This window comes from Pseudoteredinibacter isoporae, from assembly GCF_011602085.1.
GTDB lineage: Bacteria > Pseudomonadota > Gammaproteobacteria > Pseudomonadales > Cellvibrionaceae > Pseudoteredinibacter > Pseudoteredinibacter isoporae.
On record NZ_JAAONY010000005.1, the window covers coordinates 142471 to 166677 of the forward strand.

Here is a 24207-nt window from a genome sequence, read left to right on the forward strand (position 1 = left end):
ACAAGCTGCGGCTATTGTCGCTGCTTGAAACCCGCTAGAATGGGGCATGAGTGAAATTGCCGTGCCCCAGTCCTCCCCAGATCAATCATCCAATGATCAATTTAATCAGCCGCCTTCAAACAAAGAGTCTGCGCTTGTGAGCGTTAAGCGAGCAACGTGGCGACGTCAGTTTTGGCGGCTGCCTGCCTGGTTCGCGGCGGGCATTGTATTGATGCCGATTTTGGTGATCGTGCTCAGCTGGAGCAGTGATCAAAGCGAGATTTGGGCCCACCTTATTCAAACCCAGTTAGGAACGCTGCTAAGCAACACGCTCAAGTTGTGCCTGGGTGTTGGTGCTGTTTCGATTTTTCTGGGAGTGAGCCTGGCCTGGTTGGTATCGGTTTGTGAATTTCCCGGGCGGCGCTGGCTGGACTGGGGCTTGATGCTGCCGTTGGCTATTCCAACTTATGTGGTGGCGTTTGTGGCGCTGGGCTTGTTTGATTTTAGCGGGCCGGTGCAAACCGCTTTGAGGGATTGGCTGGGCAGTGATTTTCGCTTGCCCTCCATTCGCAGTGCAGGTGGGGTGAGTCTGGTTCTCAGTGCGGTGTTGTATCCCTATGTGTATATGCTGAGCCGCAGTGCTTTTATGAGTCAGGGGCGTGGTTTGGTGGATGCTGCTCGTATGTTGGGTCGCACGCCTTTGCAGGCATTCTGGCATGTGGCTTTGCCGATGGCGCGTCCGGCAATTGCCGCAGGTGCCGCGCTGGCGCTGATGGAAACTCTGGCGGACTTTGGTGCGGTTGCGGTTTTTAATTACGACACCTTTACCACCGCGATTTACAAATCCTGGTTTGGCTTTTTCAATTTGCCGGCGGCAGCGCAGCTCGCTTCGGTACTCTTGCTTTTTGTGGCCCTGGCGCTGTTTGCTGAGCAAAAAGCCCGTGGTGGCGGTCGCCTGTTTGAAGTGCCTGCCCAGGAACGTGAGCGGTTCAAGTTAAAAGGCGCGAGAGCTTATCTGGCGACGGCTTACTGCGCTTTGATTTTTGTGTTGGCCTTTGTGGTACCCGTTGGGCAGTTGTTGGCATGGGTGGTGGAGACCCGTTTGGGTGAGTTGGATCAGCGTTATCTGGATCTCATTACTCACACCTTTATGTTGGGACTGATGGCCGCCTTGTTGACGGTGGGCTTGGCCATTCTGGTGGCTTTTGGTCAGCGCCAACTGGGTAAAATTGCCGCTCAGGGTTTTTCCATGCGGGCGGCTAACCTGGGCTATGCGTTGCCGGGCACGGTGCTGGCGGTGGGGATTATGTTGTCATTCGCCAAGCTCGATGCCTGGTTGATTGCTCCCCTGCGGGCGCTTCTGGATTTACCGCCCCAGCAGATTCTGGTGGGCAGTGTGTTCGCTCTGGTGTTGTCCTATTGCGTGCGCTTTTTTACTGTAGGGCTGGGGCCGATTCAGTCGTCTTTCGAGCGTTTGAAGCCAAGCTTTCAGGAGGCTGCCCAAAGTCTTGGTGCGAATAAATGGCAGGTTTTGTGGCGGGTATATTTGCCCATGCTGTCTCCCGGAATTTTATCGGCTCTGCTACTGGTGCTGGTGGATGTGATGAAAGAAATGCCAGCCACCTTATTATTGCGCCCCTTTGGTTGGGATACCCTTGCAGTGCGCGTTTATGAAATGACCTCAGAGGGTGAGTGGGAACGCGCTGCCTTACCGGCTTTGACCCTGGTGCTCTTAAGTTTGGGGCCTGTGGTGTTGATGATCCGTCGTTCGCGTCGATAAATGCCCCCAAAAATTTTTTCGCCTCTTACTAATTCCTGATTTTTGAACCTCGTTTGGGAGGTTCATTTCTAGTTCAGCCTTTGAAGGTATCTTCTGCGCCCTCGACTAATCGTATTTTGTAGGCTTTACTTGCAGCCGTTGTTTGCAGGGCCTTTAAGAACTTTTCGTTTTTGTTCGATTTTCAATCCTTTTTCTTTTACGTGATACAAGCAGGACATTATGTTGAAACTAAACAAAACTCTTTTCGCCGCCACTTTGTTGGCTTCCAGTTTAAGCTTCGCCGGTGAATGGAAAGGTGAAGGCGACCTTGGCTATAACAGCGTGGCGGGCAACTCTGAAAGTGAAGCGCTGGCGGTTAAATTGCTGATTGCCTATGTACAGAACGATTGGACGCACAAAGCTGAATTTACTGCGAATACGGCATCGACAGATGACAAAACCAGTGCCGAGGCGTACAGCTTTAACTTTAACAGCCGCTACGAATTCAATGCCGATGTATACGGTTTTGGTAACTACCGTTATCAGGACGATCGCTTTAGTGCCTTTGAATACCAATCTTCAATTGCAGCTGGTGTGGGTTATCATTTCATCAACACAGAAGAGACCATTCTGGATGGCGAGATCGGTGCCGGTTTCCGCAGCAGTGAGCGTCGTGACACTCAGAAGAAAGAAGATGAAGCGATTATTCTGGGCAAATTGACCTTTAAGCAGCAGATCACGGACACCACCAAATTTGAAAGCTATCTGCTGACAGAAGCCGGTGACGAGAACACCTATGTTGAAGGTGAAGTGGCCCTGAAGGTGGCCATGACCGAGCAGCTGGCGCTGAAAGTGGCCTATCTGGCCAAGCACAACACTGATGTATCCCCGGGTACCGAAAAAACCGATCGCTACACCACGGTTTCATTGAACTACAACTTCTAAGTGCGATACCGCGAGTGTTGAAGTTCCGGCCAGGCCTGTTTCATGCTCGTGCGTGAGGGCCTGGCTTCCAGTAGAATGCGCGCCATTCTACTGGAGTCCCTTTATGAGCACCTTACAATCCCTGCAGCAGCGCGCTGATAACAAGTGCGAGCTGTGCTCGGCAACGAGCGATCTGGATATCTACCCTGTTCCCCCCAAATCTCAAACCACCGTTGATGACAGCTTGCTGGCATGTGCAACGTGTCGTGCCCAGCTCGATAATCCTGAGGCAACCGATCCAAATCACTGGCGCTGTTTGAATGACAGCATGTGGAACCCCAATCTGCCGGTGCAAATTGTCGCCTGGCGCATGCTGACCCGTTTACGTGCTGAAGGCTGGCCCCAGGATTTGCTGGATATGATGTATCTCGAAGGCGATGATCTGGTTTGGGCTCAGGCGACCGGCGAGGGGCTGAGCGAAGAAGATCAGGTCATTCATCGCGACAGCAACGGTGCCCAGCTGGCCGCTGGCGATAATGTGGTGCTGATCAAGGATCTCAATGTTAAAGGCGCGGGTTTTACCGCCAAACGTGGCACGGCTGTGAGGGGAATTTCTCTGGTTGCGGATAACGCCGATCAAATTGAAGGCCGGGTGAATGGCCAGCAAATCGTGATTCTGTGTCAGTATGTGAAAAAGAGCTAGGCGGGGTTTCTGGCTCTGTGAGAACCTGCCCTCGGGTGTGCTTTGGGGCGGTGATTGCCTTTGCGGTGAATACCAGTACAATGCCCGATTTCTATTATTGGAAACACAATGTGCGTAATGGGAAACTTGCCGAAAGCCGGGTTTGCCGTGGTGCGTAGCGTGTTTTACCTCCCCGGGCTGGGAATCAACTAAATAGGTAGTGGAATGGGTAATAAGACGGCATTGTTCGCCGAGCACGAAGCCGCTGGCGGCAAAATGGTGGATTTTGGTGGCTGGGATATGCCAATCAATTACGGCTCCCAGGTTGAAGAGCATCACAAGGTTCGCCGTGAAGCGGGCATGTTTGATGTATCCCACATGACCATTGTTGATGTGAAAGGTGCGGGTGCTAAAGATTTCCTGCGCTACCTGCTGGCCAATGATGTTGAGAAGATCAGCAGTGTGACCGGCAAAGCGATGTACACCGGTATGTTGAACGAGCAAGGTGGTGTGATTGATGACCTGATCGTTTACAACATGGACGGCTGGTACCGCACCGTTGTGAACTGTGCGACTCGCGAGAAAGATCTCGCCTGGATGGCCGAGCAGGCCAAGGCTTTTGAGGTGGAGTTGAGCGAGCGCCCGGAGCTGTCCATGCTGGCGGTTCAGGGGCCGGAAGCCATTGCAAAAGTTGCTCAGGTTCTGGGTGGCAACAAAGCCGAGGTGGTCAATTCCCTGTCAGTATTTCAAGGGCTGGAAGTGGATGGCTGGTTCCTGGCTCGTACCGGTTACACCGGTGAGGACGGCCTGGAAATTATGGTCCCGGAAGCGGCGATTGTGCAGTTCTGGAAAGACCTGGTAGCGGCAGGCGTTGCACCTTGCGGCCTGGGTGCTCGCGATACGCTGCGCCTGGAAGCGGGTATGAATTTGTACGGCAGCGATATGGATGAAAACGTATTGCCAATGGCGGCCAATATGTCCTGGACGATTGCCTGGGCACCTGAAGATCGCGACTTTATTGGCCGTAAAGCACTTGAGGCCGCAAAGGCTGAAGGCGTTAAAGAGAAGCTGGTAGGGTTGGTGATGGAGCAAAAAGGTGTTTTGCGCGCCCATCAAAAAGTGATTGTGCCGGGTGTGGAAGCCGCGGGTGAAATTACCAGCGGGACATTCTCTCCAACTTTGGGCTATTCTATTGCCATGGCGCGAGTGCCCAAAGAAATTGGTGAGACTTGTTTGGTTGAAATGAGAAACAAGCAAGTCGAAGTTAAGGTAATTAAGCCGAGCTTCGTCCGTAACGGTAAGCAAGTTTTTTAATTAATCTAAAGATAGAAATAGCAGAGGGTTAGTCCATGAGTGAAGTGCGCAATGAAATTAAGTATCTGTCGAGCCATGAGTGGGCCCGCGTAGAGGCTGATGGCACAGTAACAGTTGGTATTTCCGATCATGCACAAGATAGCCTTGGCGATGTGGTTTACGTTGAAGTGCCAGAGGTGGGTTCTCAGGTAAATGCTGGTGAAGAAGCCGGTGTGGTTGAGTCTGTAAAGGCCGCTTCTGATATTTACTCGCCAATTACCGGTGAAGTTGTTGCCGTAAACGAAGCTCTGGAAGATGAGCCTGAGACGGTAAACAGTTCTCCTTATGACGACGGCTGGTTCTTCAAGGTTAAGCCAAGCGATGTTTCCGAGCTGGATGCCGCTCTGGATGCTGATGCTTACCGCGAAGCTTGCGAAGACGCTTAATCAGCATTTCGCTGAGCTACACAGCTGAACGACAAAAAAGCCGAGCTATGATGCTCGGCTTTTTTGTATCTATTTATTTTTTTGGTCTATATGGCATTTATTTTGCGGCAATCTCGTTCTTGTCTAAAGCCGAAAGAATATTGGCAAAGTGCCCATTCAGGTCGAAGCGTTCGCCATTTGACCAACCCAGCCGAACCATCACCAGCTCTCGTGATGGAATGATCACTACGTACTGACCGTTGTGGCCCGAGGCCAGATACAGATCGGTAGGCAGATCTTTGAACATGCGCTTGCTGCGATCGTCTTTGGCGCCAGCGTTCAACCAGAACTGACCGCCATATTCGCCTTTGGGCGCTGCATCGATGGGGGCTTTGGCGAAATCGACCCAGTGCTCGGGAATAATCTGTTGACCATTCAGCTTTCCACGCTGCAAATACAGTTGGCCAAACTTCGCCCACTCGCGGGCGGTCATATAAAGGTACGAGCTGCCAACAAAGCTGCCGCTGGCATCGGGCTCAAAAACCGCACTTTGAATGCCGCTGGGAAGAAACAGTTTTTCCTGGGCAAAGCGATAATAGTTTTCGCTGCCGCCAAGTTTGTCGAATAACCAGCCAGATAAAATATTGGTGGTGCCTGATGAGTACACAAATTTATCGCCTGGAGCCGCTTCCACTTCCGCTGCGGCGGTGCGAGCGTAGCGCGCCATATTATCTTCAAAGAACAGCATGCGAGTGGCGTTATCGCCAGGCTCATAGCTTTCGTCGAAGGCGAGGCCGCTGGCCATGTTTAATAGATGACGCAGATGAATATTTTTGCGATCGTCGTTTTGCCATTCCGCAAAGCCGGGTGCCTGGTCGATATTCTGACCATGCTCTTCCAGCCAGATGCCCACAAGGCTTGAGGTTACACTCTTGGCCATGGACCAGGACAGGAACTGGCTGTCCTGTTGATATCCAGGAGCATACGCTTCGGCGATGATTTTACCCTGATGAGCAACCAGCAGTGCTCGGGTGTCGATGTGGGGTTTTTGCTCGTTCTCTTTAATGATGCTGTCGAGAATGTTTTGAATGTCTTCCGAAGGGGTATCCTCTGGCCATTGGAAGCCCACCTGCTCGGTGATCGTCGGCGCGTTGAATGTGGGTGCTTCGTGGTGATAGAGGCTGCAGCCAAAGTCGGGGTTGTATTTGGCTTTCTGGCTGAACAGTCCAAAGCTGCTGACTTCGGCCTCTTCTGTCTGCCGGTTAACGTCGAAGCTGCTGTAGTGGGCCAGGGCATGGGAGGTCAGTACATCCTGCGTGAACACTTCTTCCGCATCCCGACCTGCCACAAACACGCCTGAGCACAGCAATTTGGCGCCCAGGCCATTGATTACGGTGGGGCCATAGCGCAGATAGCTATAGGCTTTGGGGTTGGCCCAAAAGAAGGCAATGATGAAGGCGATCAATGCAAGGCAGATCGTTCGCGTTAAGCTACGCCCGGAGATTGGCATGGTCGAATCCTTTTCGGAGTTGTTTGATCTTGGTGTCAGAGCTTCGGTTTTGGGTTCAGATTGAACGTTCAAAGCACTAGGGTTCAGCATTTATGGAGGGCTGATGGTATCACTTGAGTCTTATAGAACAAGCCTTGGAGCTGGGCTTCACACAAAGATGTTTGATCTTTATACAGCCTAAGCATATAATGCGCGCCCCTTATTTTTGGCCAGGGGTTTCGGGAATCCGGAACAAAGCAATATGGCCTCTCCTTGCCTTACCGCGGCATCGCCGGCGGAAGGCTTAACCCGTAAGGAGCACATATGCGTCATTACGAAATTGTATTTCTGGTACATCCAGATCAGAGCGAGCAGGTGCCCGGCATGGTCGAGCGTTACACTGCTACCATCGAAGCCGATGGTGGTAAAGTGCATCGCATGGAAGACTGGGGCCGTCGCCAGTTGGCTTACTCCATCAACAAGATCCACAAAGCTCACTACGTTCTGATGAACGTTGAGTGTGGTGAAAGTGCATTGGAAGAGCTGACCACCAACTTCCGCTACAACGATGCGGTACTGCGTAACCTGGTAATCCGCGCTGATGAAGCGGTTACTGAGGAATCTCCAATCGCTAAGGCTGACAAAGAGCAACGTGAGCGTAAGCCACGTGGTGATCGTCGCGAAGAGCGTCCAGCCCAACAAGAAGCCCCTGCTGAAGCGCCAGCTGCTGAAAAAGCTGCTAGCGAAGAAGCGGCTAGCGAAGAATAAGGAGACTGATCATGGCACGTTTTTTCCGTCGTCGTAAGTTCTGCCGTTTCAGCGCCGAAGGCGTTAAGCAGATCGACTACAAAGACTTGGACACTTTGAAAGCCTACGTCTCTGAGACTGGCAAAATTGTCCCAAGCCGTATTACTGGTACCAAGGCTAAGTATCAGCGTCAGCTGGCTACCGCTATCAAGCGCGCTCGCTACCTGGCTCTGCTGCCTTACACCGACAGTCACGAATAAGAAGCCCTGTGCGCGCCCTTGCTGAATTTATAATGCGAGGACGTTTGCAGGCGTCAGTGGCCGCCCTGATTGGGAGCTGGTTTCCACTGATTAGCCCGGCAACGGTAGCTTTGGTTACTCTGCGTCGGGGCGCCAGCGACGGTACTGTAATACTGTTGGTGGCGATGTTGCCGGCACTGCTGGCACTCTTTGCAAGTGATCTGGGGCCTTTGATGTCTCTGGTGACCATGCTGAGTTTGCTTCTGGTGTTTGGTGTTGCGCTAATATTGCGCCGCAGTATCTCCTGGGCCGCCGCCATAATGGCGATGGTGGCTCTGAGTTCCGCCGCCAGCTTGCTGTTAGGGCAAGTGGTTCCGGCTCCGGTTGAGAGCCTGGTGGAAGTCTTGGGAGATCTGTTTAAGGAAATACAAGCCCAGGCACCTGAAGGTGAGCCGCAAGCTCAGTTGCCAGTGCCGGGAGAGAGATTTGCGTTAGGCTTGATCGCCTATGTATTAGCTCTAAGCAGTATTGCCAGTTTGATTCTGGCGCGCTGGTGGCAATCCATGTTGTACAACCCTGGTGGGTTTGGTGAGGAGTTCCGTCAGCTAAGGCTTAATCGAAGCAGTGTCATTATCAGCTTCGTTGCCGCCTTGTACTGCTTTAGCCAGGGTAGCGATTACGCGATCTGGGCAAGCTTGTTTGGGTTTCCTTTGTTGCTACAAGGTATTGCCATTGTGCACTTTGTAGTAAAACAGCGGCAAATGGGGGTGCAATGGCTGGTGCTGATGTATTTGGCACTGTTGTTTGCAAGCCCTGTGGCACTGGTATTAACGCTACTGGCGGTTCTGGATTCGTGGATTGATTTTCGTGGGCGTCTGTCCCAAAGCAGCTAGGCTGCAGACAGGCCCACCTAACAAAAGAGGGTTAACGAGATGGAAGTTATTCTGCTCGAGAAAGTAGGTAAGCTGGGCGGTATCGGCGATCGCGTTGAAGTGAAAGCTGGTTTCGGTCGTAACTACCTGGTACCACAAGGTAAAGCTGTACCTGCTACCAAAGCTAACATTGCTGACTTTGAAGCGCGTCGCGCTGAGTTGGAAGCCGCTGCTGCTGAAAAGAAAGCGGCCGCTGAAACTCGCGGTGAGAAGCTGAACGATTTGTCTGTAACCATCGAAGCCAACGCTGGTGACGAAGGTAAACTGTTCGGTTCTATCGGTACTCGTGACATCGCTGACGCAATCAGCCAGGCTGGCGTAGAAGTTGCCAAGTCTGAAGTTAAATTGCCAGAAGGTGTTCTACGTGAAGTTGGCGAATATCAAATTGATATTCAGCTGCACGCTGAAGTAACCGTAGCTGTTACCCTGAACGTAGTGCCTGAATAAGACACTGACGCTCAAGTAACACGAAAAACCGCAAGCGCCGAATGGGGCTTGCGGTTTTTTGTGTCTGTTAGAATGTTGCTGACGCGGTCTACGGATAGCATCTGGCCTGGACATTTAGTTTGACAGTTTCTCCAGCCTGACTATGGCCTGCTGATATTTTTTATAGCTGGCGTGGTCGGATGGTATCCGCCTGAGTGCGCCGCGATAATACTTCAGGGCCTCTTCGAATTGCTTTTGAGATTCATAGGTTTCGGCCAGGCCTGCCCAATAGCGGTGGTCCTCTGGTCGATCAGTTAAGCCGGATTTATACAATTTAGCTGCACGTTGGTACTGCTTGTTTTTATGGAAGAACTGAGCAAAAAGGCCATACCAACCAGTGGCTTCAAACGGCCCCATTTCTTTTTCAAGGCTTGAAAACAAGCGATAATTGTTCTCTTGGGCGGCATGGCGAAACATGCTGAACTTTGCTTGTTTGCCGACTTCATTACTAACTGAGTAACGTTGTGCGCGATTTGCATAGTAGGCTTTAACGGCTGCAGCTCCGCCAAATTTTTCAATGTCTTCGACCGAATAAAATGTGAGATCGGGATAGTCCGAAAAGTACCATTCCAGGCCGTGGGTCAGACTTTCCAGCGGTGTTGTATGATGGTCGTAGCGAATCGAAAATCGATCAAAATAACTGAATTTCCACTGTATCCCTTTGGATTTGTACCGGTTGAAAATCTCTACCATAGATCTATGGCCTTGAAGCGTATGCTCTTCCGTTTTGCCTAGCGACAGATAAAAATGATGCTTGACTGCTTGTGACTCTTTTAGGTGCTTCTCAAGCTTTATGAGCTGATCCTGGCTGTAGTGTTGCCCGCTCGCCAGGAAGTAGGCTTCAAATAACAGTGGGTCGGAATTAAATAGCTCTAAGCCTAATATCGCTGCGAACTGCCACCCGAAGTAGGCTCGACTCTCGCTGCTTGGATAGCTGCGGTCAATATATGGAACGATTGTACTGCGAATCAGATCAATGGTAGAGCCGGCTCTGTTATGAAAAAAGTCCCTCCGGCCATTGCGCACATTCGAAGTATTGATGCCGACAACAATATACTCGGGGCTGATATCGGCGCCATCGCGCAAGGCTTTTTGATAGGCGAGAGCGTGGTAAAAGTAACGCTGGCCATCCATAACATATAAAACAGGAAAGGTTTTCGACTTAGGGCCTTGAGGGCTATAGATGTCTAGAGATATCTCGTCATTGATTTTGATATGCTGAATGTCGCTTTTATCCTTCAGCTTTTCAAATGTTGGTGCAGCTGCAATCGCCGGTTGGAAAAAACAGCTGAAAATCAATATTAGGAATAATCTAAAACACGTATTTCTAAAGTACATATAAATAGCCTTTGCAATGATTCTGAAACCGGGCACTGTCGATGGCCTGGGAGTGGATCGAAGATAAGCATGTGGCGTAATAAATACTTGAGTTAAAGCTGATTAAAAGCTGATTTTTTGCATTAAAGGCGCTAAATGGCAGGATAAAGCGAGGTTTTGAGGTAATATTTAGAGCCTAACAATAACAAAGCCAAGCTAACGGTTGATTTTTGTTCACTATGCAAAAATGTTTTTGGATAAATGGAATTCAAGTCGATTTAAGTCGCAATACGATCAATCGAGACGATGGGGCATTCCCCCTCCAGCCAAAAGTGATTTCCGTACTCAAGGTGCTAGCTCTCCATCAGGGTGAAGTGGTTAGTCACGATCAGTTAATGGATGAAGTGTGGCGAGGTGCAACAGTCAGCCCTAACACCCTGCAACGGTGTATTGCGCAGCTACGCAAAGTACTCAAAGACAACAGTCGAACCCAGCAAGTTATCAAAACCCATTCAAAGCTCGGTTATAGCCTTGAGGCTTCGGTAAATTGGGAGGATAGTATCCCTTCCGAAATTGAGTTTGATGGTAAGTCACCATTCAAGTCTGTGTCCTCTGGACGATTCTATTATCCTGCTATGGCTTTAGCTGCTGCCATGCTGTTGATTTGGCTTGTTTATGGTTTGGCTCCAGGTGAGCCTTCGCTCAATTTTCGACAGAGTAAAATGCTGACGACAAGCGACGAAAAGGAGTATTTTCCGGATTACTCTCCCGATGGGCGTTATCTGGTATTTCATCGTTATCTGGGGGCGTGTGAGAATCACCTCTGGGCAAAGGATCTGAAAACTCATCAGGAATATCGCCTAACTCGAACCTCGGGAATATACGCGAACTACAGCTGGTCGACCGATGGGAATCAACTTGCATTCATCAAGCGAGAAGGTTGCCAGCAGCAGTCAGGTCAAGAGGCAAGCTGTTGGCGCTTGTATACTCTGGACTTTGCCCAGGCTTTGCGAGGGCCTCTTGAGCCTGTTCAAAGGCTCGATTGTGACACTCATTTGATCGATACGCCTGTATGGGCGAATAACGGTAACATTCTGTTATTGAAAGAAGAGAAAGCCCCCAGTGATGAGCAAGGCCAGCTTAGGTTGATGGTGTACGATGTTCGAACAACCCAGCTAAAAGAATTCTATCGTCCAAAGCAAGGAAGGCTTTATGATTTCACCTACTCCAATAAGTTAAACCGATTTGCGGTAATCACGAAAGGCCGGAGTCAAAGCCATTTTGTTGAACTACTCGATGGTCAGGGGCAGCTACTTGAAAGAAGTCGAATCACGCCATTGGAGTCTCACTCACGTTTTCAGTCTTACAGTGCTAGCTTTCACCCCAATGGTGAATTTCTGATCACTAATCTGGAAAATGGTCTGCACCAAATGTCGTTAGGAGGTGAGCTACGAAAAATAGAAACTCCTTACGATTTAGCGCTGTCAGCTCCACGTTTCCATCCGATTGAACAGAAAATTGTTGCTACAAGTGGTGTTGTAGACATTGATATTGCGGAAATTGAATTGGCGGCACTCGCTTCACGAACGGGCAGTTTGCAAGATGATCGGACCGAAGTTGGATTCAATGAGGTTCACTTGCCATTCCCAAGTATATCGCGCTCTATCCGTAAAGAATCCCATGCAAGGTTTCAGCCTAATGGTGAGCGAATTGCGTTTGTTTCCCAGCGCTCGGGAAGCGAGCAGCTATGGATTTACCATAAGGGAGAAAGCCGGCAACTCAGTCGCTTTAATCAGTCGTCTTCCATTCGAGGCCTGGAGTGGTCACCAGATGGGCAGCACATTGCTGTAGGGATCCGAGATACGATAGTTCTTGTTGATTTGAACGGAAATGAAACCCCGTTTGTGCTGAATAAGCCTATAAGGAACCTATTTCAGTGGGCATCTGAAAATCAGCTGTTGGCTTTGGCCGGCGAGAAATCCTCTAATCAATTGTTGACGATTGATGCTGAGACAAGAGAAATATCTCGAATAACGGATGTTGATGTGAAATTTGCGCGTCAATATAAAGGGGGATTTTTGATGATGGATGTTGCCAATCGGCTATGGCATCTTTCGAAGGATGAAAGGCGTGCAATCAATGTTCCCTTCAATATGTTGGGGGGTAATCCTGTCTTATCAGGCGACGGGAGCCTTTATGGCATCAGTCATGATGCACAGTTGTGGCGTTTCGATCTCGAAGCTCAACAAATCGAAATGATTGCAGCGGTTGATGAAAATGTTTGGTGGCTAATGGATGTAAAAGAGGGGTACTTGCTCGCAGCTCAGGCTATATCTGCTCGGAAGGAAATAGTTGAGTTGTCGCCACAGATGTGAATCATGTTGAAAAGGGGCGCAAGTTATTATTAGGGGGAGGCTTAATCTCTTGGTGGAGCTGGGTTTTTAGGATCGGAAAGGCTGGCGTAGAAGTTGTCAAGTCTGAAGTAACCGTAGCTGTTACCTTGAACGTAGTGCCTGAATAAGACGCTCACGCTCAAGTAACATAAAAAAACCGCAAGCGCCGAAAGGAGCTTGCGGTTTTTTTATGTTTGCTAGTCGGGTCGAGCAATTATTTTTTTGAAACTAATAGAGTGTTATTAAAATGGGTCCACGCATATAGAGCAACCATTGGGACAACAATAATAGCCTGCGCTAGTTTTCCGCCGGAGAGCTCTACTCCTTGCTGATAAGGAAGTGCAATGCAAACAAGTAGAACTATAAATCCTGAGCCGCGTCTCAATGCATCAAAAACTGATGGTGGTTCCCCATGAGATGTCACAACTTTAGAGCTTGCCACCCAGTGCCCGATAGTTCCTTGAAGTGGGCTGGTAACGGCTGTTAAATAATAGAGAAAGGCTAGGAGTGACATCACTTCAGCAGTAAACAAAGTATTTGGAATACTCTCTTTGAATGCCCAGGAACATAAGATAAAAAACAAAGAAAGCAGTATGCAGTCGATGAATGTCGCAAAGAACCTTTGAGTAAAACTGCTTGTGGTCTCGGAGGAGCTTGAGCTGTCCAGGAGGGCATCCAGGTCGACAGAAATATGTAGGCTTTGAACTCGATTGTACAAAGTCTGGTGATGGTTATACGCAGGCTCCTCGGGATCTTGCAGATATTCAAACCAATTGAAAATGGAATCCAGAAAATCCAGTACTTCTCGGGTTATATTCGGGTGTTTGCCTTTGTATTCGGGGGATTGTGAGTCGGCAATTCGATGGTAAACCAAGCGGCTCGCTTCAATCCAAAACTCATAGTCAGTGAGTTCCGGAAATTCATTAAGAAACAGCCAGGAGTGAAGTTTTTTGCATTCCTTGGGGGTAGCGAGTAGCCGTTCCAGCTGCTGATCAAGTCGCTCCAGTTGCTGTTGGTAATGTTGTGCAATGGCTTGTTGTTCTTCGCTTAATGGCTCGCCCTCAGGAACTGTGCTCTCGGCTTTTTCAGGCTCTCTTTGTGATTCGGCCTCCTGCCATTGTTCATTGTTGTTATCGCTCTCGTCTGATTGCCAGAGGGATTCCTGAGCTTGCTCAAAACTGTCTACGGTATCGTTGCCATTCTGGCTTGCTTCAGCAAGTTGCACATCTGCTTGCAAGCTTGCGGGCTCAGATTCTGAGGCCGCGCAATTTGACGGGTGATCATCAGGAGTCGGGTTTTCCTCCTGTTCTTCCAGATCATACAACGCCTGTTGATACGCGTTATAGAGTTGTTGAAACTCATCGGGATTTTCATCAACATCGATCTTTTTGAGCGCTTTCGCGTAAGCTCTTTTTATATCCCGTTCGCTGTGCCCCGATGGTAAATCAAAAATATCCACGGCTTAGGTCCACTCCTGTTCTTCGAAGTGTTTCAGCACTTTTTCAAGATTCTCTCTCGCAGCCTGAATGTTGCGTTCGTTCTGGGATTCCAGAGCAGCCTGGAATTGCCCGATATATTCCTTGATGTGGTCGCGGGCTTCGCCGAGAGCGGAACTGAATGCCATCTCCGCGCGAGCTTGCAGCTCTCGGTTGGCTTCAGTGTCACGAGGATGGAATTTCAGAGATTGAATCTTACTGATGACTTTTTGAACTTCAGATTCAGACAGGTGATTGGCGGATTGCTCGATTACCACGGAAACTTTTTTACCGCTGCTGTGAACGTGGACGTCGGCCTCAATAATGCCGCTACTGTCGTGGGTGAGGCGCACGTCAATCGCTTCTTTGCCTGCGGGAGCTGGAGGGACAGGAGCATTGAGCTTGCCAATGTGAACATTATTTCTGACATAAGGGTTTTCCCCCTGAAAAATATTCACTTCAATTTCACGTTGTTGGTCGTGAGCGGTGTAAATGGTTTTTACGCGGCTTGTTGGAATGGTCGTATTGCGCTCAATGATGGGGAGAAAGTAACTCCCCTTGTTTGGAGCGTCTTCATTGATAATGTCGATGCCCAGGGTGTACGGAGAAACATCGGTCAGTACAAAGTCATCCAGTGCCTTGTCTTTTGCAACAAGACCCGCCTGCACTGCGGTGCCGAGCGCAATGGCGGTATCGGGATCGATTTGGCTGGAGGGCAGGCGTCCCAGTAATTTTGTCACCATGGATTTGAAAGGGTGCAGCCGGCTGGAACCTCCGACCAAAATCACTTCATCAAGCTTGTCGGGGTGCAGGCCTGCATCATTCAGAGCCTGGCGGATCGGACGTTGCGCGCGCAACAGTAAATGTGAGCATGCGCTGTTAAACCAATCCAGGTTGTAATCAATCTGATAAGTCTTGCTGTTGATTTCAAGCTCCAGGCTTTGGCTGAAGTTGGGGCCGGTTTGACGTTTCGCGGCCTCGAACAGCTGCCTGATTTTTTCCAGTTCGCTTGCATCGACGTTTTCCGGCGTGAGTTCATGTTGCCAGAGCGCTTTTTTCACCAGCGCCTGGAGAAAATCTTCACCGCCCAGGTGGTTGTCTCCTGCCGAAGCGTGGACTTCCATGATGCCATCGAAGTATTCGATTAGGGTCACGTCGAAGGTGCCGCCGCCGAGATCCAGAATCAAGAAATGGCCTTCTGGTTTTTCATGCAAACCGAAAGCGAGGGCGGCTGCGGTGGGCTCATTGATCAGGCGCTTTACCTTCAGACCCGCGAGTTCGCCCGCCTGTTTGGTTGCCAGGCGTTGGCTGTCATTAAAGTAGGCGGGAACGCTGATAATCACTTCATCAATGCTCTCACCGGTGAATACTTCGGCGTCTTCCTTCAAACTGCGCAAGATAAGGGCGGACAATTCGGCCGGAGCAAGTTGTTTGTTTTCCAGTTTGGCTCGCTGCTGAGTGCCCATGTAGCGTTTGAAATTCGCGATGGTGGATTTGGGGCGGTTATAGAGCTGAGCTTTTGCCACTTCGCCAACGCTGAGGTGAGATTTATCAATATGTACAACGGAGGGGGTCAGGTATGCCCCCAGGCGATTGGGGATCAGCTTCGGTCCGTCTTCCGTCCAGACCGCGCATGCACTGTTTGTGGTTCCCAAATCAATCCCTAAGAGTGCCATAAAGCTTCCTTTTCATTCCTTTTGGTTTTAGGTGCCGAATCATAACCCAGCTTTTATTGAAAAATCAGTGTCCTGATCCGCTTGCTGAGGGTAGGTGATGCCGATCTGCTTGAAAATTGTACTCTCGACTGATTTTGACGCTGCTGGTAAGGGCCGTCGCTTTTTAATAAACTGTCGGGCTGTTTCCCCAGTCATTACAGTCGCCATTTGGGCCAATATTCATGTCAGAAAGCTATTCCAACGCATCCGAAAATGAAGCTTCGGTAGAAATGCCTCATTCTCTGGAATCAGAGCGCGCCGTACTTGGCGGCCTGATGCTGGACAGCTTGAAGTTTGACGCCGTCGCCGAAGCGCTGGGCGAGAAGGATTTCTATAGTGAGGTGCATCGTTTGGTGTACCAGCGCATGTCCGAGCTGATTTCGGCGGAGAAGCCTCTGGACATCATCACGGTGGCCGAAGAGCTTGACCGTTATGATGAGCTGGAGCGTTGTGGTGGCCTGCACTTCCTGACCGAACTGGTGGATCAGACCGCCAGTGCCGCGAACGTCGCGGCTTATGCCCAAATTGTGCGAGAGCGCTCTACTCTCCGGCAGCTGATTTCAGCGGCGGGTGAAATTTCCCGCAGCAGTATGGCCCCAGCGGGAATGGATTCCGATGACCTGTTGCAGCTGGCTGAGCGCAAGGTTGCCCAGATTGCCGAAGAACGCCCTAAAGAAGGTGGATTTGTCGGCGCTAACGATCTGTTGAAAGTCACTGTTGAGAAAATCGATACCCTGTTTCGTTCGGATAGTGATATTACCGGTTTATCGACCGGTATCGACGAGTTGGATCAGCGTACGTCGGGTTGGCAGCCGGGTGAGATGATTGTTTTGGCCGCGCGCCCCTCTATGGGTAAAACGGCACTGGCGCTCAACTTTGTTGAGGCCTCGATCATGACCCAGGAGCGACCGAGTCTGGTTTACAGTATGGAAATGCCTGCCGATGCCTTGATGATGCGTATGTTGTCATCCATCGGGCGAATCGATCAGGGCAAGATTCGTAATGGTCAGCTCACAGAAGAGGATTGGCCCAAGTTATCTGCGGCAGTGGCGAAAATTAAAGGTCGTCCGCTGTATATTGATGATACGCCCGGTTTGAGCCCCCAGGAGGTCAGGGCGCGTGCCCGCAAGGTGGCTCGTACACACCAAAACCGATTGCTGGCGGACAACCCCAATATGAGCATCGAGGATGCTGAAGCCCAAAGTATTCCGGGCATGATCATGATCGACTATCTGCAGTTGATGCAGGTGCCTGGCAGTACGGAAGGCCGAACCCAGGAAATTTCAGAAATTTCCCGCTCCTTGAAGGCCATTGCAAAAGAATTCAGTTGCCCGGTAATTGCCTTGTCGCAGCTTAACCGTGGTGTAGAACAACGGCCGAATAAGCGCCCGATGAACTCGGATCTGCGTGAATCCGGTGCGATCGAGCAGGATGCGGATGTGATCCTGTTTATTTACCGCGACGAATATTACAACGAAGATAGCCCCGATAAAGGTATTGCCGAATTGATCGTGGGTAAGCAGCGTAACGGTGAGGTGGGGACTTCGAAGGCCGCCTTTGTGGGTAAGTTTACGCGCTTTGAGAATCTGGCTCCTGATTATTACCAGCAGCAGGACCCGGGATTTTAGTGTTAAACAGAGATCATTCCATGCAAGTTTTTCATCATATTAAAACACTTCGTCAGTCTTTAAAGACGGAGCGACTGGCCGGCAAACGCATTGGCTTTGTACCAACAATGGGTAACCTTCATGATGCTCATTTGGAATTGGTACGCACAGCGAAAGAAACCTGCGATATTGTCGTGTGCTCGATTTTTGTGAATGGCTTGCAGTTTGGTTTGAACGAAGATTGGGACAAATACCCACGCACCTTTCAGAATGATTGCGAAAAATTGCGCAGTGTTGGTTGCGACTTTTTGTTCCACCCTGATGACAATGAAATGTACCCCAATGGGTTGGAAAATCAGACGCGAGTGATCTGCCCGACTATGACCGATGTTTTGTGTGGCGCCAGTCGTCCAGGTCACTTTGAGGGCGTTACTACGGTTGTAACCAAATTGTTTCATATTGTGGAACCTGACGAGGCGGTGTTCGGTATTAAGGATTATCAGCAGTTGGCGGTTATCCGTCGTATGGTTGAAGACCTGTGCATGGATATCGAGATCACTGCAGCGCCGATTCATCGCGAAGACGATGGCTTGGCAATGAGCTCCCGCAACGGTTTTATTACCGAAGAGGAGCGCCCGAAAGTTCAGGTGTTGTATAAAACCTTGTGTTCGACCTCAGAGGCGATCAAGGCCGGTGAGCGTGACTACAGCAAGTTGCAAAGTCAGGCCCGCGAAGCGATCGAACAGGCCGGTTTTCGTGTGGATTATTTTAATATCTGCAACAGCAAGGATCTGGAAATGGCGGCAGTGGATGATCGGGCGATTACCATTCTGGGGGCAATGTATACCGAGGGCGCTCGCCTGATTGATAATGTTTCACTGGTGTTGGATTAAAAAGTTCTCACGCTTTCTCAGGAAAGTCGCTCCAACAATTTCCCTTGGGAGTTTTCCTCAATGCGGGCATATTCTTGCCCGTCTCGACTCGCAATAATGGTGGGCACGCAATTCACCTCAAGTGACGATTTATTGTTCATGTAGTGTTCTTTGTCCTCATAGCTGATCAATGTGATGTGAGGCGCTTTTTCCTTCAGAGCTTGTTTGATAGCAAGTAACTCGGAGGTTTCTCGAACACAATCCGGGCACCAGCTGGCATTGTGCAGGCTGATGTGTACATCGCTTAAATCCAGATCCAGGCCATTTAATTGGCTTCGATAGTTTGAGATCTCGACTTGCCAGAGTTGTTCAAGTTCTTCGATGGTCATGGTAATTCCCGTAATGCCGTAGTTAATCGGGCAATCATTATAGTTTTTGTGGGTGTTGGCAATGCTTTGTACGCGCCGTGAGTATGCTGCTTTCGACGTTTGTCGAACTAGGCAAATGCTCTGCAGTCGTTATGATAAGAGGATAGTAATTTATAACACAGCGATGGCGGAGGAATACCCATGTCAGAATCCCATATCTACCCAGTGCCCAAGGCTTTGGCGGCCAATGCTCATATTGATAAAGAGCGCTATGAGGCCATGTACCAGCAGTCGGTAGAGCAGCCAGAGGCGTTCTGGACGGTAAAGGCCCATGAATTTCTCAATTGGGATAAATCCTTCACTAAAGTGCGTGAATTCGATTTCAACCAGGGCGAAGCCAAGTGGTTTGAAGATGGTGTGTTAAATGTCACCACGAACTGTATTGATCGCCATCTTGCCGACAGAGCTGATGAGCCTGCGATTATCTGGGAAGGCGATAACCCTTACGACAGCAAAACCATTACCTATCGCAATTTGCACGAACATGTTTGTAAGCTGGCCAATGCCTTAAAGGCTCGCGGTGTCAAAAAGGGCGATCGCGTCTGTATTTATATGCCGATGATTGTTGAGGCGGCCTATGCGATGCTGGCTTGTGCTCGTATCGGTGCGATTCATTCCGTGGTATTTGGCGGTTTCTCTCCCGATGCCTTGAAAGATCGTATTCTGGATTCGGATTGTCAGGTGCTGATTACCGCCGATGAGGGTGTTCGTGGTGGCAAGGCAATTCCCCTGAAATACAATGCAGATCGCGCTTTGGAGCATTGCCCGAATGTTCATACCTGCCTGGTCGTTAAGCGCACAGGCGGCGCCATCGACTGGGAGGATAAGCGTGATATTTGGTATCACGTGGCAGTGCCTGCGGCCGACGAGCATTGTGATCCCGAGCCCATGGCTGCGGAAGACCCACTGTTTATTCTTTATACCTCAGGCTCAACCGGTAAACCGAAAGGGGTAATGCATACCACCGGTGGTTATCTACTGCATGCGGCTATGACTCACAAATACACCTTTGATTATCAGCCAGGTGAGGTGTACTGGTGTACCGCCGATGTAGGGTGGGTAACTGGCCACAGCTATATTGTTTATGGTCCGTTGGCAAACGGTGCGATTACTTTGATGTTTGAAGGTGTGCCAACCTATCCGGATGCGGGCCGTTTCTGGGATGTGGTTGATAAGCATCGCGTAAATTCCTTCTATACCGCACCAACCGCGATTCGTGCTTTGATGGGCGCTGGTGATGAGTTTGTAAAACGCAGTAACCGCTCTTCATTGCGTTTGCTTGGTACGGTGGGCGAGCCGATTAACCCGGAGGCCTGGGAGTGGTACCACCGAGTGGTGGGTGAGGGGCGTTGTCCGATTGTGGATACCTGGTGGCAGACGGAAACCGGTGGCCACATGCTGACCCCCTTACCGGGTGCTACCGAATTGAAGCCGGGATCGGCAACCTTGCCGTTCTTTGGTGTGGAGCCGGTGTTGCTGGATGCGGAGGGTAAAGAAATGGAAGGTCCGGGAGAGGGCAGTTTGGCGATTAAATCTTCCTGGCCGGGGCAGATTCGTTCTGTTTATGGTGACCACCAGCGCTGCATTGATACTTATTACAGCACCTATCCCGGTTATTACTTTACTGGTGACGGTGCTCGCCGTGATGAAGACGGCTACTACTGGATTACCGGTCGAGTTGATGATGTCCTGAATGTTTCCGGTCATCGCATGGGCACCGCTGAAATTGAATCTGCCTTGGGTTTGCATTCGCAAGTGGCTGAGGCGGCAGTTGTGGGTTACCCCCATGATATTAAAGGTCAGGGTATCTACTGCTACGTGACCTTGATGGATGGTGAAGCACCTTCGGATGAGTTGAAAAAAGAATTGGTCGCCATGTGTAATCAGGAAATTGGCCCGATCGCTAAGCCTGATTTGATTCAATGGGCTCCGGGTTTGCCTAAAACCCGCTCTGGTAAAATCATGCGTCGAATTTTGCGTAAGGTTGCCGCGAATGAGTTGGAAAACTTGGGTGATACTTCAACGTTAGCAGACCCGTCGGTCGTTGATGAGTTAATCGATAATCGATTGAACAAATAGGATCGAAAAAGCTTGTATGAATGCAGGTGTGTTAAAACAAAAGGGACAGCTTCTGCTTGTCCCTTTTGGTTCGTTTTAATGCTCGCTTAAGAGCTGCCAAAACGCGGTGATAATTTTATCTTTCTCCAGGCGTTTGCTTCGAGTACAAATGCCTACATCGTAATCCCCCAGCGGCAATCCGTTTTTTACAGGCTTAACTTGTTTTGCCTGGGGGCTGTTATCGACAACAATTTGCGGCGCAAATCCCAAACCAAGATCCAGGGCAACCATGCTGACGATAGCTTCATGCCCGCTGACTTGTGCGTAAATATTGGGTTTTAGCTTTTTTTTCTGAAACCATTGGTCAAGGCGTTCGCGGGTTAAACCTGTCTCCGGGATAATTAACGGCACGTTGGCCCAATCTTTATCGCTGCTGGGGGTGGGAATGCTGGCTTTTTGCGCCTGCAAGCATAGTAGTGGTGAATGCACCATGCTGTGGAAGCTCAAATCCCTGCTCAGCTTTTCAGGTTTGGCGGTGATGCACAGATCTTCATGGCCTGCCAGCACTCGCCGAATGGCATCAGCTGGGTCTCCCGTATGAAGATTAATTTCAACCTTGGGGTGGTGCTGGCGAAAGCGTTTCAGAATCTGGTACAGCAAACTGTAACTGGCGGTAACCGAACAATACAGGCTCACATTACCGGTCAGCTCGCCATCGCTGGCCAGTAGCTCCTGGCGAAACTCTTCCCAGCGCTCAAGGGATTCCCGGGCATAAAGCTGTAGCTTGTGACCTTGGGGGGTCAGGCTTACCTGACGATTGTCTCTCTCAAACAACTGGCACTCCAGGCGTTCCTCCAGTTGTTGGATTTGTCGACTCAATGCCGAAGGACTGAGGTTCATCGCTTCGGCAGTGCGACTGAAATGCAAGCTTTGAGCGAGGTGTAAAAACAGTTTCAGGCTTTTGTTGTCCATATCTCTATGTTGCAAAAAATGGGATATTGTTTTGCAAATATATCATTTTACGCAATGCTTGAGAATGCACTAGACTTGCTTCCGTTAAAGCATGGCAGTGAGCCAGCTAGAGAAATTTTCGGAGTGCACAAATGCAGGTTTATTACGACAAAGATTGCGACCTTTCCATTATCCAGGGAAAGAAGGTTTCCATTATCGGTTATGGCTCCCAGGGCCATGCTCACGCTTGCAACCTGAAAGATTCCGGTGTTGATGTAACTGTGGGCCTGCGTGCGGGTTCTTCCTCTGTTGCTAAAGCTGAAGCACATGGTTTGAAGGTAACTGAAGTGGCTGCCGCAGTGGCTTCTGCGGACGTGGTTATGATTCTGACGCCTGATGAGTTTCAGGGTCAGTTGTACGCTGAAGAGATTGAGCCAAATATCAAGCAAGGCGCTACCTTGGCGTTCGCTCATGGTTTTGCGATTCACTACAATCAGGTTGTTCCTCGCGCTGATCTGGATGTCATCATGATCGCGCCCAAAGCACCTGGCCACACCGTGCGCAATGAGTTTGTAAACGGCGGTGGTATTCCTGATTTGATCGCGATTAATCAAGATGCTTCCGGCAAGGCGAAAGAAGTTGCTCTGTCCTACGCGATGGGCGTTGGCGGTGGCCGTTCCGGTATTATCGAAACTACCTTTAAAGATGAAACTGAAACAGATTTGTTTGGTGAGCAGGCGGTTCTGTGTGGTGGTGCGGTTGAGTTGGTAAAAGCAGGTTTCGAAACCCTGACGGAAGCGGGTTACGCCCCGGAAATGGCCTACTTTGAGTGTCTGCACGAGCTGAAGCTGATTGTTGACCTGATGTACGAGGGTGGTATTGCCAACATGAATTACTCCATCTCCAATAATGCGGAGTATGGTGAGTATGTGACTGGCCCTGAAGTGATTAACGAAGAGTCCCGCCAGGCTATGCGTAATGCCCTGAAGCGTATTCAGGATGGTGAATACGCTAAGATGTTCATTACTGAAGGTCAGACAAATTATCCTTCCATGACAGCATATCGTCGTAACAATGCGGCACACCCAATCGAGAAGGTAGGCGCTGAGTTGCGCGCCATGATGCCTTGGATTGAGTCCAACAAGATCATCGATAAAAGCAAAAACTAAAGGTGCCGCCCGCGAGGCAGAATTATAAGCACCGTAGCAATAGCCCCCGTTATCGGTGGTCCTCTAAGCCCTGGCTCTTGCCGGGGCTTTTTGGTTCTGGTCATTGCCGCTTGGCCCCAGTATGATGCGGCTCAACGACGGTATAGTTCCAGGATTTATATGACTCAGCCAGAAACCAACGACAACAATGACAAGACTCCGGACGAGGATAAAAGTCTGGAAAATCTGTTACCCATCGATGAGCACGTAGAAGAAGTGGCCGAAAATGGCCAGAAGGTGGTTCACCGTGGTGTTTATCTTTTACCTAATTTGATTACGACTGGCGCTCTGTTCAGTGGTTTCTATGCCATCATCGCGGGGATGCATCAAAATTTTGAAGCGGCAGCGATTGCGATCTTCGTGGCGATGATTCTCGATGGCTTGGATGGCCGTGTTGCGCGCATGACCAATACGGCATCTGAATTTGGTGTGCAATACGACTCGCTGTCGGACATGGTTTCTTTTGGCTTGGCGCCTGCAATGGTGGTGTTCTCCTGGGGGTTTGCTGAGCTGGGCAAATTTGGCTGGACGGCTGCGTTTACCTATGCGGCTTGCGCGGCTCTGCGTCTAGCGCGCTTTAATACCCAGGTCGATGTAGTCGACAAACGTTACTTTGTTGGTCTGGCGAGCCCCGCGGCGGCGGCAATCGTTGCAGGCATCGTATGGCAGTGGAATGACGTTTTGCTGTCTACTGAATTGGCGGTGATCGTTGCTGTGGTGACGATTTTTGCAGGCTTGTTAATGGTGTCCAATGTGAAGTACAACAGCTTCAAGGGTATCGACCTGCGTGGTCGGGTGCCGTTTGTGGTGATGTTGGCCGTAGTGATTGGTTTTGCTGTGGTTAGCAGCGCGCCCTCTACTATGTTGTTGGTGATCTTTGGCTTGTATGGCTTGTCCGGTCCCGTGCTATGGTGCTGGCGCCTGTTTCGTCCGCCTGAGGCGGCTGAATAATTCCTTTCTTGCATTCCTAATTGGGTGGTCTATGTTTATAGGCTCCCGTCGGAAACAGGCCGCCGCAAGGCGGCCTTTCTGTTTGGCTCTCTGGTGGTTTTACTGCAAATTGATGCGAAATTAAGCGTCTCGAAATGTTTTTGTAAAAAAACTCCAAAAAGGGCTTGCCAAGGTTTTTGGTCTGCGTATAATGCGCGCCTCTCCTGACGGGGAAGAGCAGAAAAGCACAGCTTTTCAGGCAAGTGATTCAAGGTTTGATGATTGTTTAAAACAACGC

Annotated in this window: 22 protein-coding genes; 15 read left to right on the forward strand and 7 right to left on the reverse strand. The window is 50.0% G+C overall.

The genetic code is table 11. The features are described from left to right. Positions 1-46 precede the first annotated feature (46 nt). From G8768_RS20645 to gcvH, 5 genes are all read left to right on the forward strand, one after another. Entirely contained in the window at positions 47-1759 is a 1713-nt protein-coding gene (locus G8768_RS20645; RefSeq protein WP_166843588.1) for an ABC transporter permease, read from the forward strand. Positions 1760-1978: 219 nt separating this feature from the next. Further along, positions 1979-2683, forward strand: a complete 705-nt coding sequence (locus tag G8768_RS20650; protein ID WP_166843589.1) for a DUF481 domain-containing protein — start codon at positions 1979-1981, stop codon at positions 2681-2683. Positions 2684-2786: 103 nt separating this feature from the next. Then, on the forward strand, positions 2787-3365 hold the full coding sequence (locus G8768_RS20655; protein WP_166843590.1) for a PhnA domain-containing protein: 579 nt from the start codon (positions 2787-2789) through the stop codon (positions 3363-3365). A 204-nt stretch (positions 3366-3569) separates the two neighbouring features. Beyond that, entirely contained in the window at positions 3570-4658 is a 1089-nt protein-coding gene (gene gcvT, locus G8768_RS20660) for a glycine cleavage system aminomethyltransferase GcvT (protein WP_166843591.1), read from the forward strand. Between the two features lie 35 nt (positions 4659-4693). Beyond that, positions 4694-5083 (forward strand): glycine cleavage system protein GcvH, encoded by a 390-nt coding sequence (gcvH, locus tag G8768_RS20665; protein WP_166843592.1) that lies wholly within the window; start codon positions 4694-4696, stop codon positions 5081-5083. Positions 5084-5180: 97 nt separating this feature from the next. Here gcvH and G8768_RS20670 read toward each other — a convergent pair whose 3' ends face one another. Next, positions 5181-6572, reverse strand: coding sequence for a serine hydrolase domain-containing protein (locus G8768_RS20670; protein WP_166843593.1), 1392 nt, complete (start codon positions 6570-6572; stop codon positions 5181-5183). Positions 6573-6875: 303 nt separating this feature from the next. Between G8768_RS20670 and rpsF the strand changes: the two genes are divergently transcribed. The 4 genes from rpsF to rplI are packed head-to-tail and all read left to right on the forward strand — an operon-like array spanning position 6876 to position 8916. Next, entirely contained in the window at positions 6876-7319 is a 444-nt protein-coding gene (gene rpsF, locus G8768_RS20675) for a 30S ribosomal protein S6 (RefSeq protein WP_166843594.1), read from the forward strand. Between the two features lie 11 nt (positions 7320-7330). Continuing rightward, complete coding sequence (gene rpsR, locus G8768_RS20680) at positions 7331-7558, forward strand: 30S ribosomal protein S18 (RefSeq protein ID WP_166843595.1); 228 nt, start codon at positions 7331-7333, stop codon at positions 7556-7558. Between the two features lie 8 nt (positions 7559-7566). Continuing rightward, entirely contained in the window at positions 7567-8430 is an 864-nt protein-coding gene (locus tag G8768_RS20685; protein WP_166843596.1) for a YybS family protein, read from the forward strand. A gap of 39 nt (positions 8431-8469) precedes the next feature. Continuing rightward, positions 8470-8916: a 50S ribosomal protein L9 gene (gene rplI, locus G8768_RS20690; RefSeq protein ID WP_166843597.1), complete on the forward strand. Its 447-nt coding sequence runs from the start codon at positions 8470-8472 to the stop codon at positions 8914-8916. Between the two features lie 114 nt (positions 8917-9030). Here rplI and G8768_RS20695 read toward each other — a convergent pair whose 3' ends face one another. Beyond that, positions 9031-10293: a tetratricopeptide repeat protein gene (locus G8768_RS20695; protein ID WP_166843598.1), complete on the reverse strand. Its 1263-nt coding sequence runs from the start codon at positions 10291-10293 to the stop codon at positions 9031-9033. Positions 10294-10511: 218 nt separating this feature from the next. Between G8768_RS20695 and G8768_RS20700 the strand changes: the two genes are divergently transcribed. Beyond that, the gene (locus G8768_RS20700; RefSeq protein WP_166843599.1) at positions 10512-12647 is read left to right on the forward strand and encodes a winged helix-turn-helix domain-containing protein; all 2136 of its coding nucleotides are present in this window, start codon (positions 10512-10514) and stop codon (positions 12645-12647) included. 232 nt (positions 12648-12879) lie between these two features. On the opposite strand, the gene G8768_RS21310 is transcribed toward G8768_RS20700, so the two are convergent. Next, positions 12880-14124 (reverse strand): RDD family protein, encoded by a 1245-nt coding sequence (locus tag G8768_RS21310; protein WP_166843600.1) that lies wholly within the window; start codon positions 14122-14124, stop codon positions 12880-12882. Between the two features lie 3 nt (positions 14125-14127). Further along, complete coding sequence (locus G8768_RS20710) at positions 14128-15816, reverse strand: Hsp70 family protein (protein ID WP_166843601.1); 1689 nt, start codon at positions 15814-15816, stop codon at positions 14128-14130. Positions 15817-16037: 221 nt separating this feature from the next. Between G8768_RS20710 and dnaB the strand changes: the two genes are divergently transcribed. Next, complete coding sequence (gene dnaB, locus G8768_RS20715; RefSeq protein ID WP_166843602.1) at positions 16038-17483, forward strand: replicative DNA helicase; 1446 nt, start codon at positions 16038-16040, stop codon at positions 17481-17483. Positions 17484-17503: 20 nt separating this feature from the next. Beyond that, positions 17504-18355: a pantoate--beta-alanine ligase gene (panC, locus tag G8768_RS20720; protein ID WP_166843603.1), complete on the forward strand. Its 852-nt coding sequence runs from the start codon at positions 17504-17506 to the stop codon at positions 18353-18355. A gap of 17 nt (positions 18356-18372) precedes the next feature. Here the strand turns inward: panC and G8768_RS20725 are convergent, their stop codons facing one another. Further along, positions 18373-18723, reverse strand: coding sequence for a thioredoxin family protein (locus G8768_RS20725; protein ID WP_166843604.1), 351 nt, complete (start codon positions 18721-18723; stop codon positions 18373-18375). A gap of 180 nt (positions 18724-18903) precedes the next feature. Between G8768_RS20725 and acs the strand changes: the two genes are divergently transcribed. Beyond that, positions 18904-20841: an acetate--CoA ligase gene (acs, locus tag G8768_RS20730; RefSeq protein ID WP_166843605.1), complete on the forward strand. Its 1938-nt coding sequence runs from the start codon at positions 18904-18906 to the stop codon at positions 20839-20841. 75 nt (positions 20842-20916) lie between these two features. Here the strand turns inward: acs and ilvY are convergent, their stop codons facing one another. Beyond that, a complete protein-coding gene (ilvY, locus tag G8768_RS20735; protein ID WP_166843606.1) occupies positions 20917-21792 on the reverse strand; it encodes an HTH-type transcriptional activator IlvY in 876 nt (291 codons plus the stop codon). Positions 21793-21923: 131 nt separating this feature from the next. Between ilvY and ilvC the strand changes: the two genes are divergently transcribed. After that, entirely contained in the window at positions 21924-22940 is a 1017-nt protein-coding gene (ilvC, locus tag G8768_RS20740) for a ketol-acid reductoisomerase (RefSeq protein WP_166843607.1), read from the forward strand. Between the two features lie 159 nt (positions 22941-23099). Continuing rightward, on the forward strand, positions 23100-23930 hold the full coding sequence (gene pssA / locus G8768_RS20745; RefSeq protein ID WP_166843608.1) for a CDP-diacylglycerol--serine O-phosphatidyltransferase: 831 nt from the start codon (positions 23100-23102) through the stop codon (positions 23928-23930). Positions 23931-23965: 35 nt separating this feature from the next. Here pssA and G8768_RS20885 read toward each other — a convergent pair. Further along, positions 23966-24207 (reverse strand): hypothetical protein (locus tag G8768_RS20885; protein WP_208020297.1); only part of this gene is annotated, 242 nt, incomplete at its 5' end.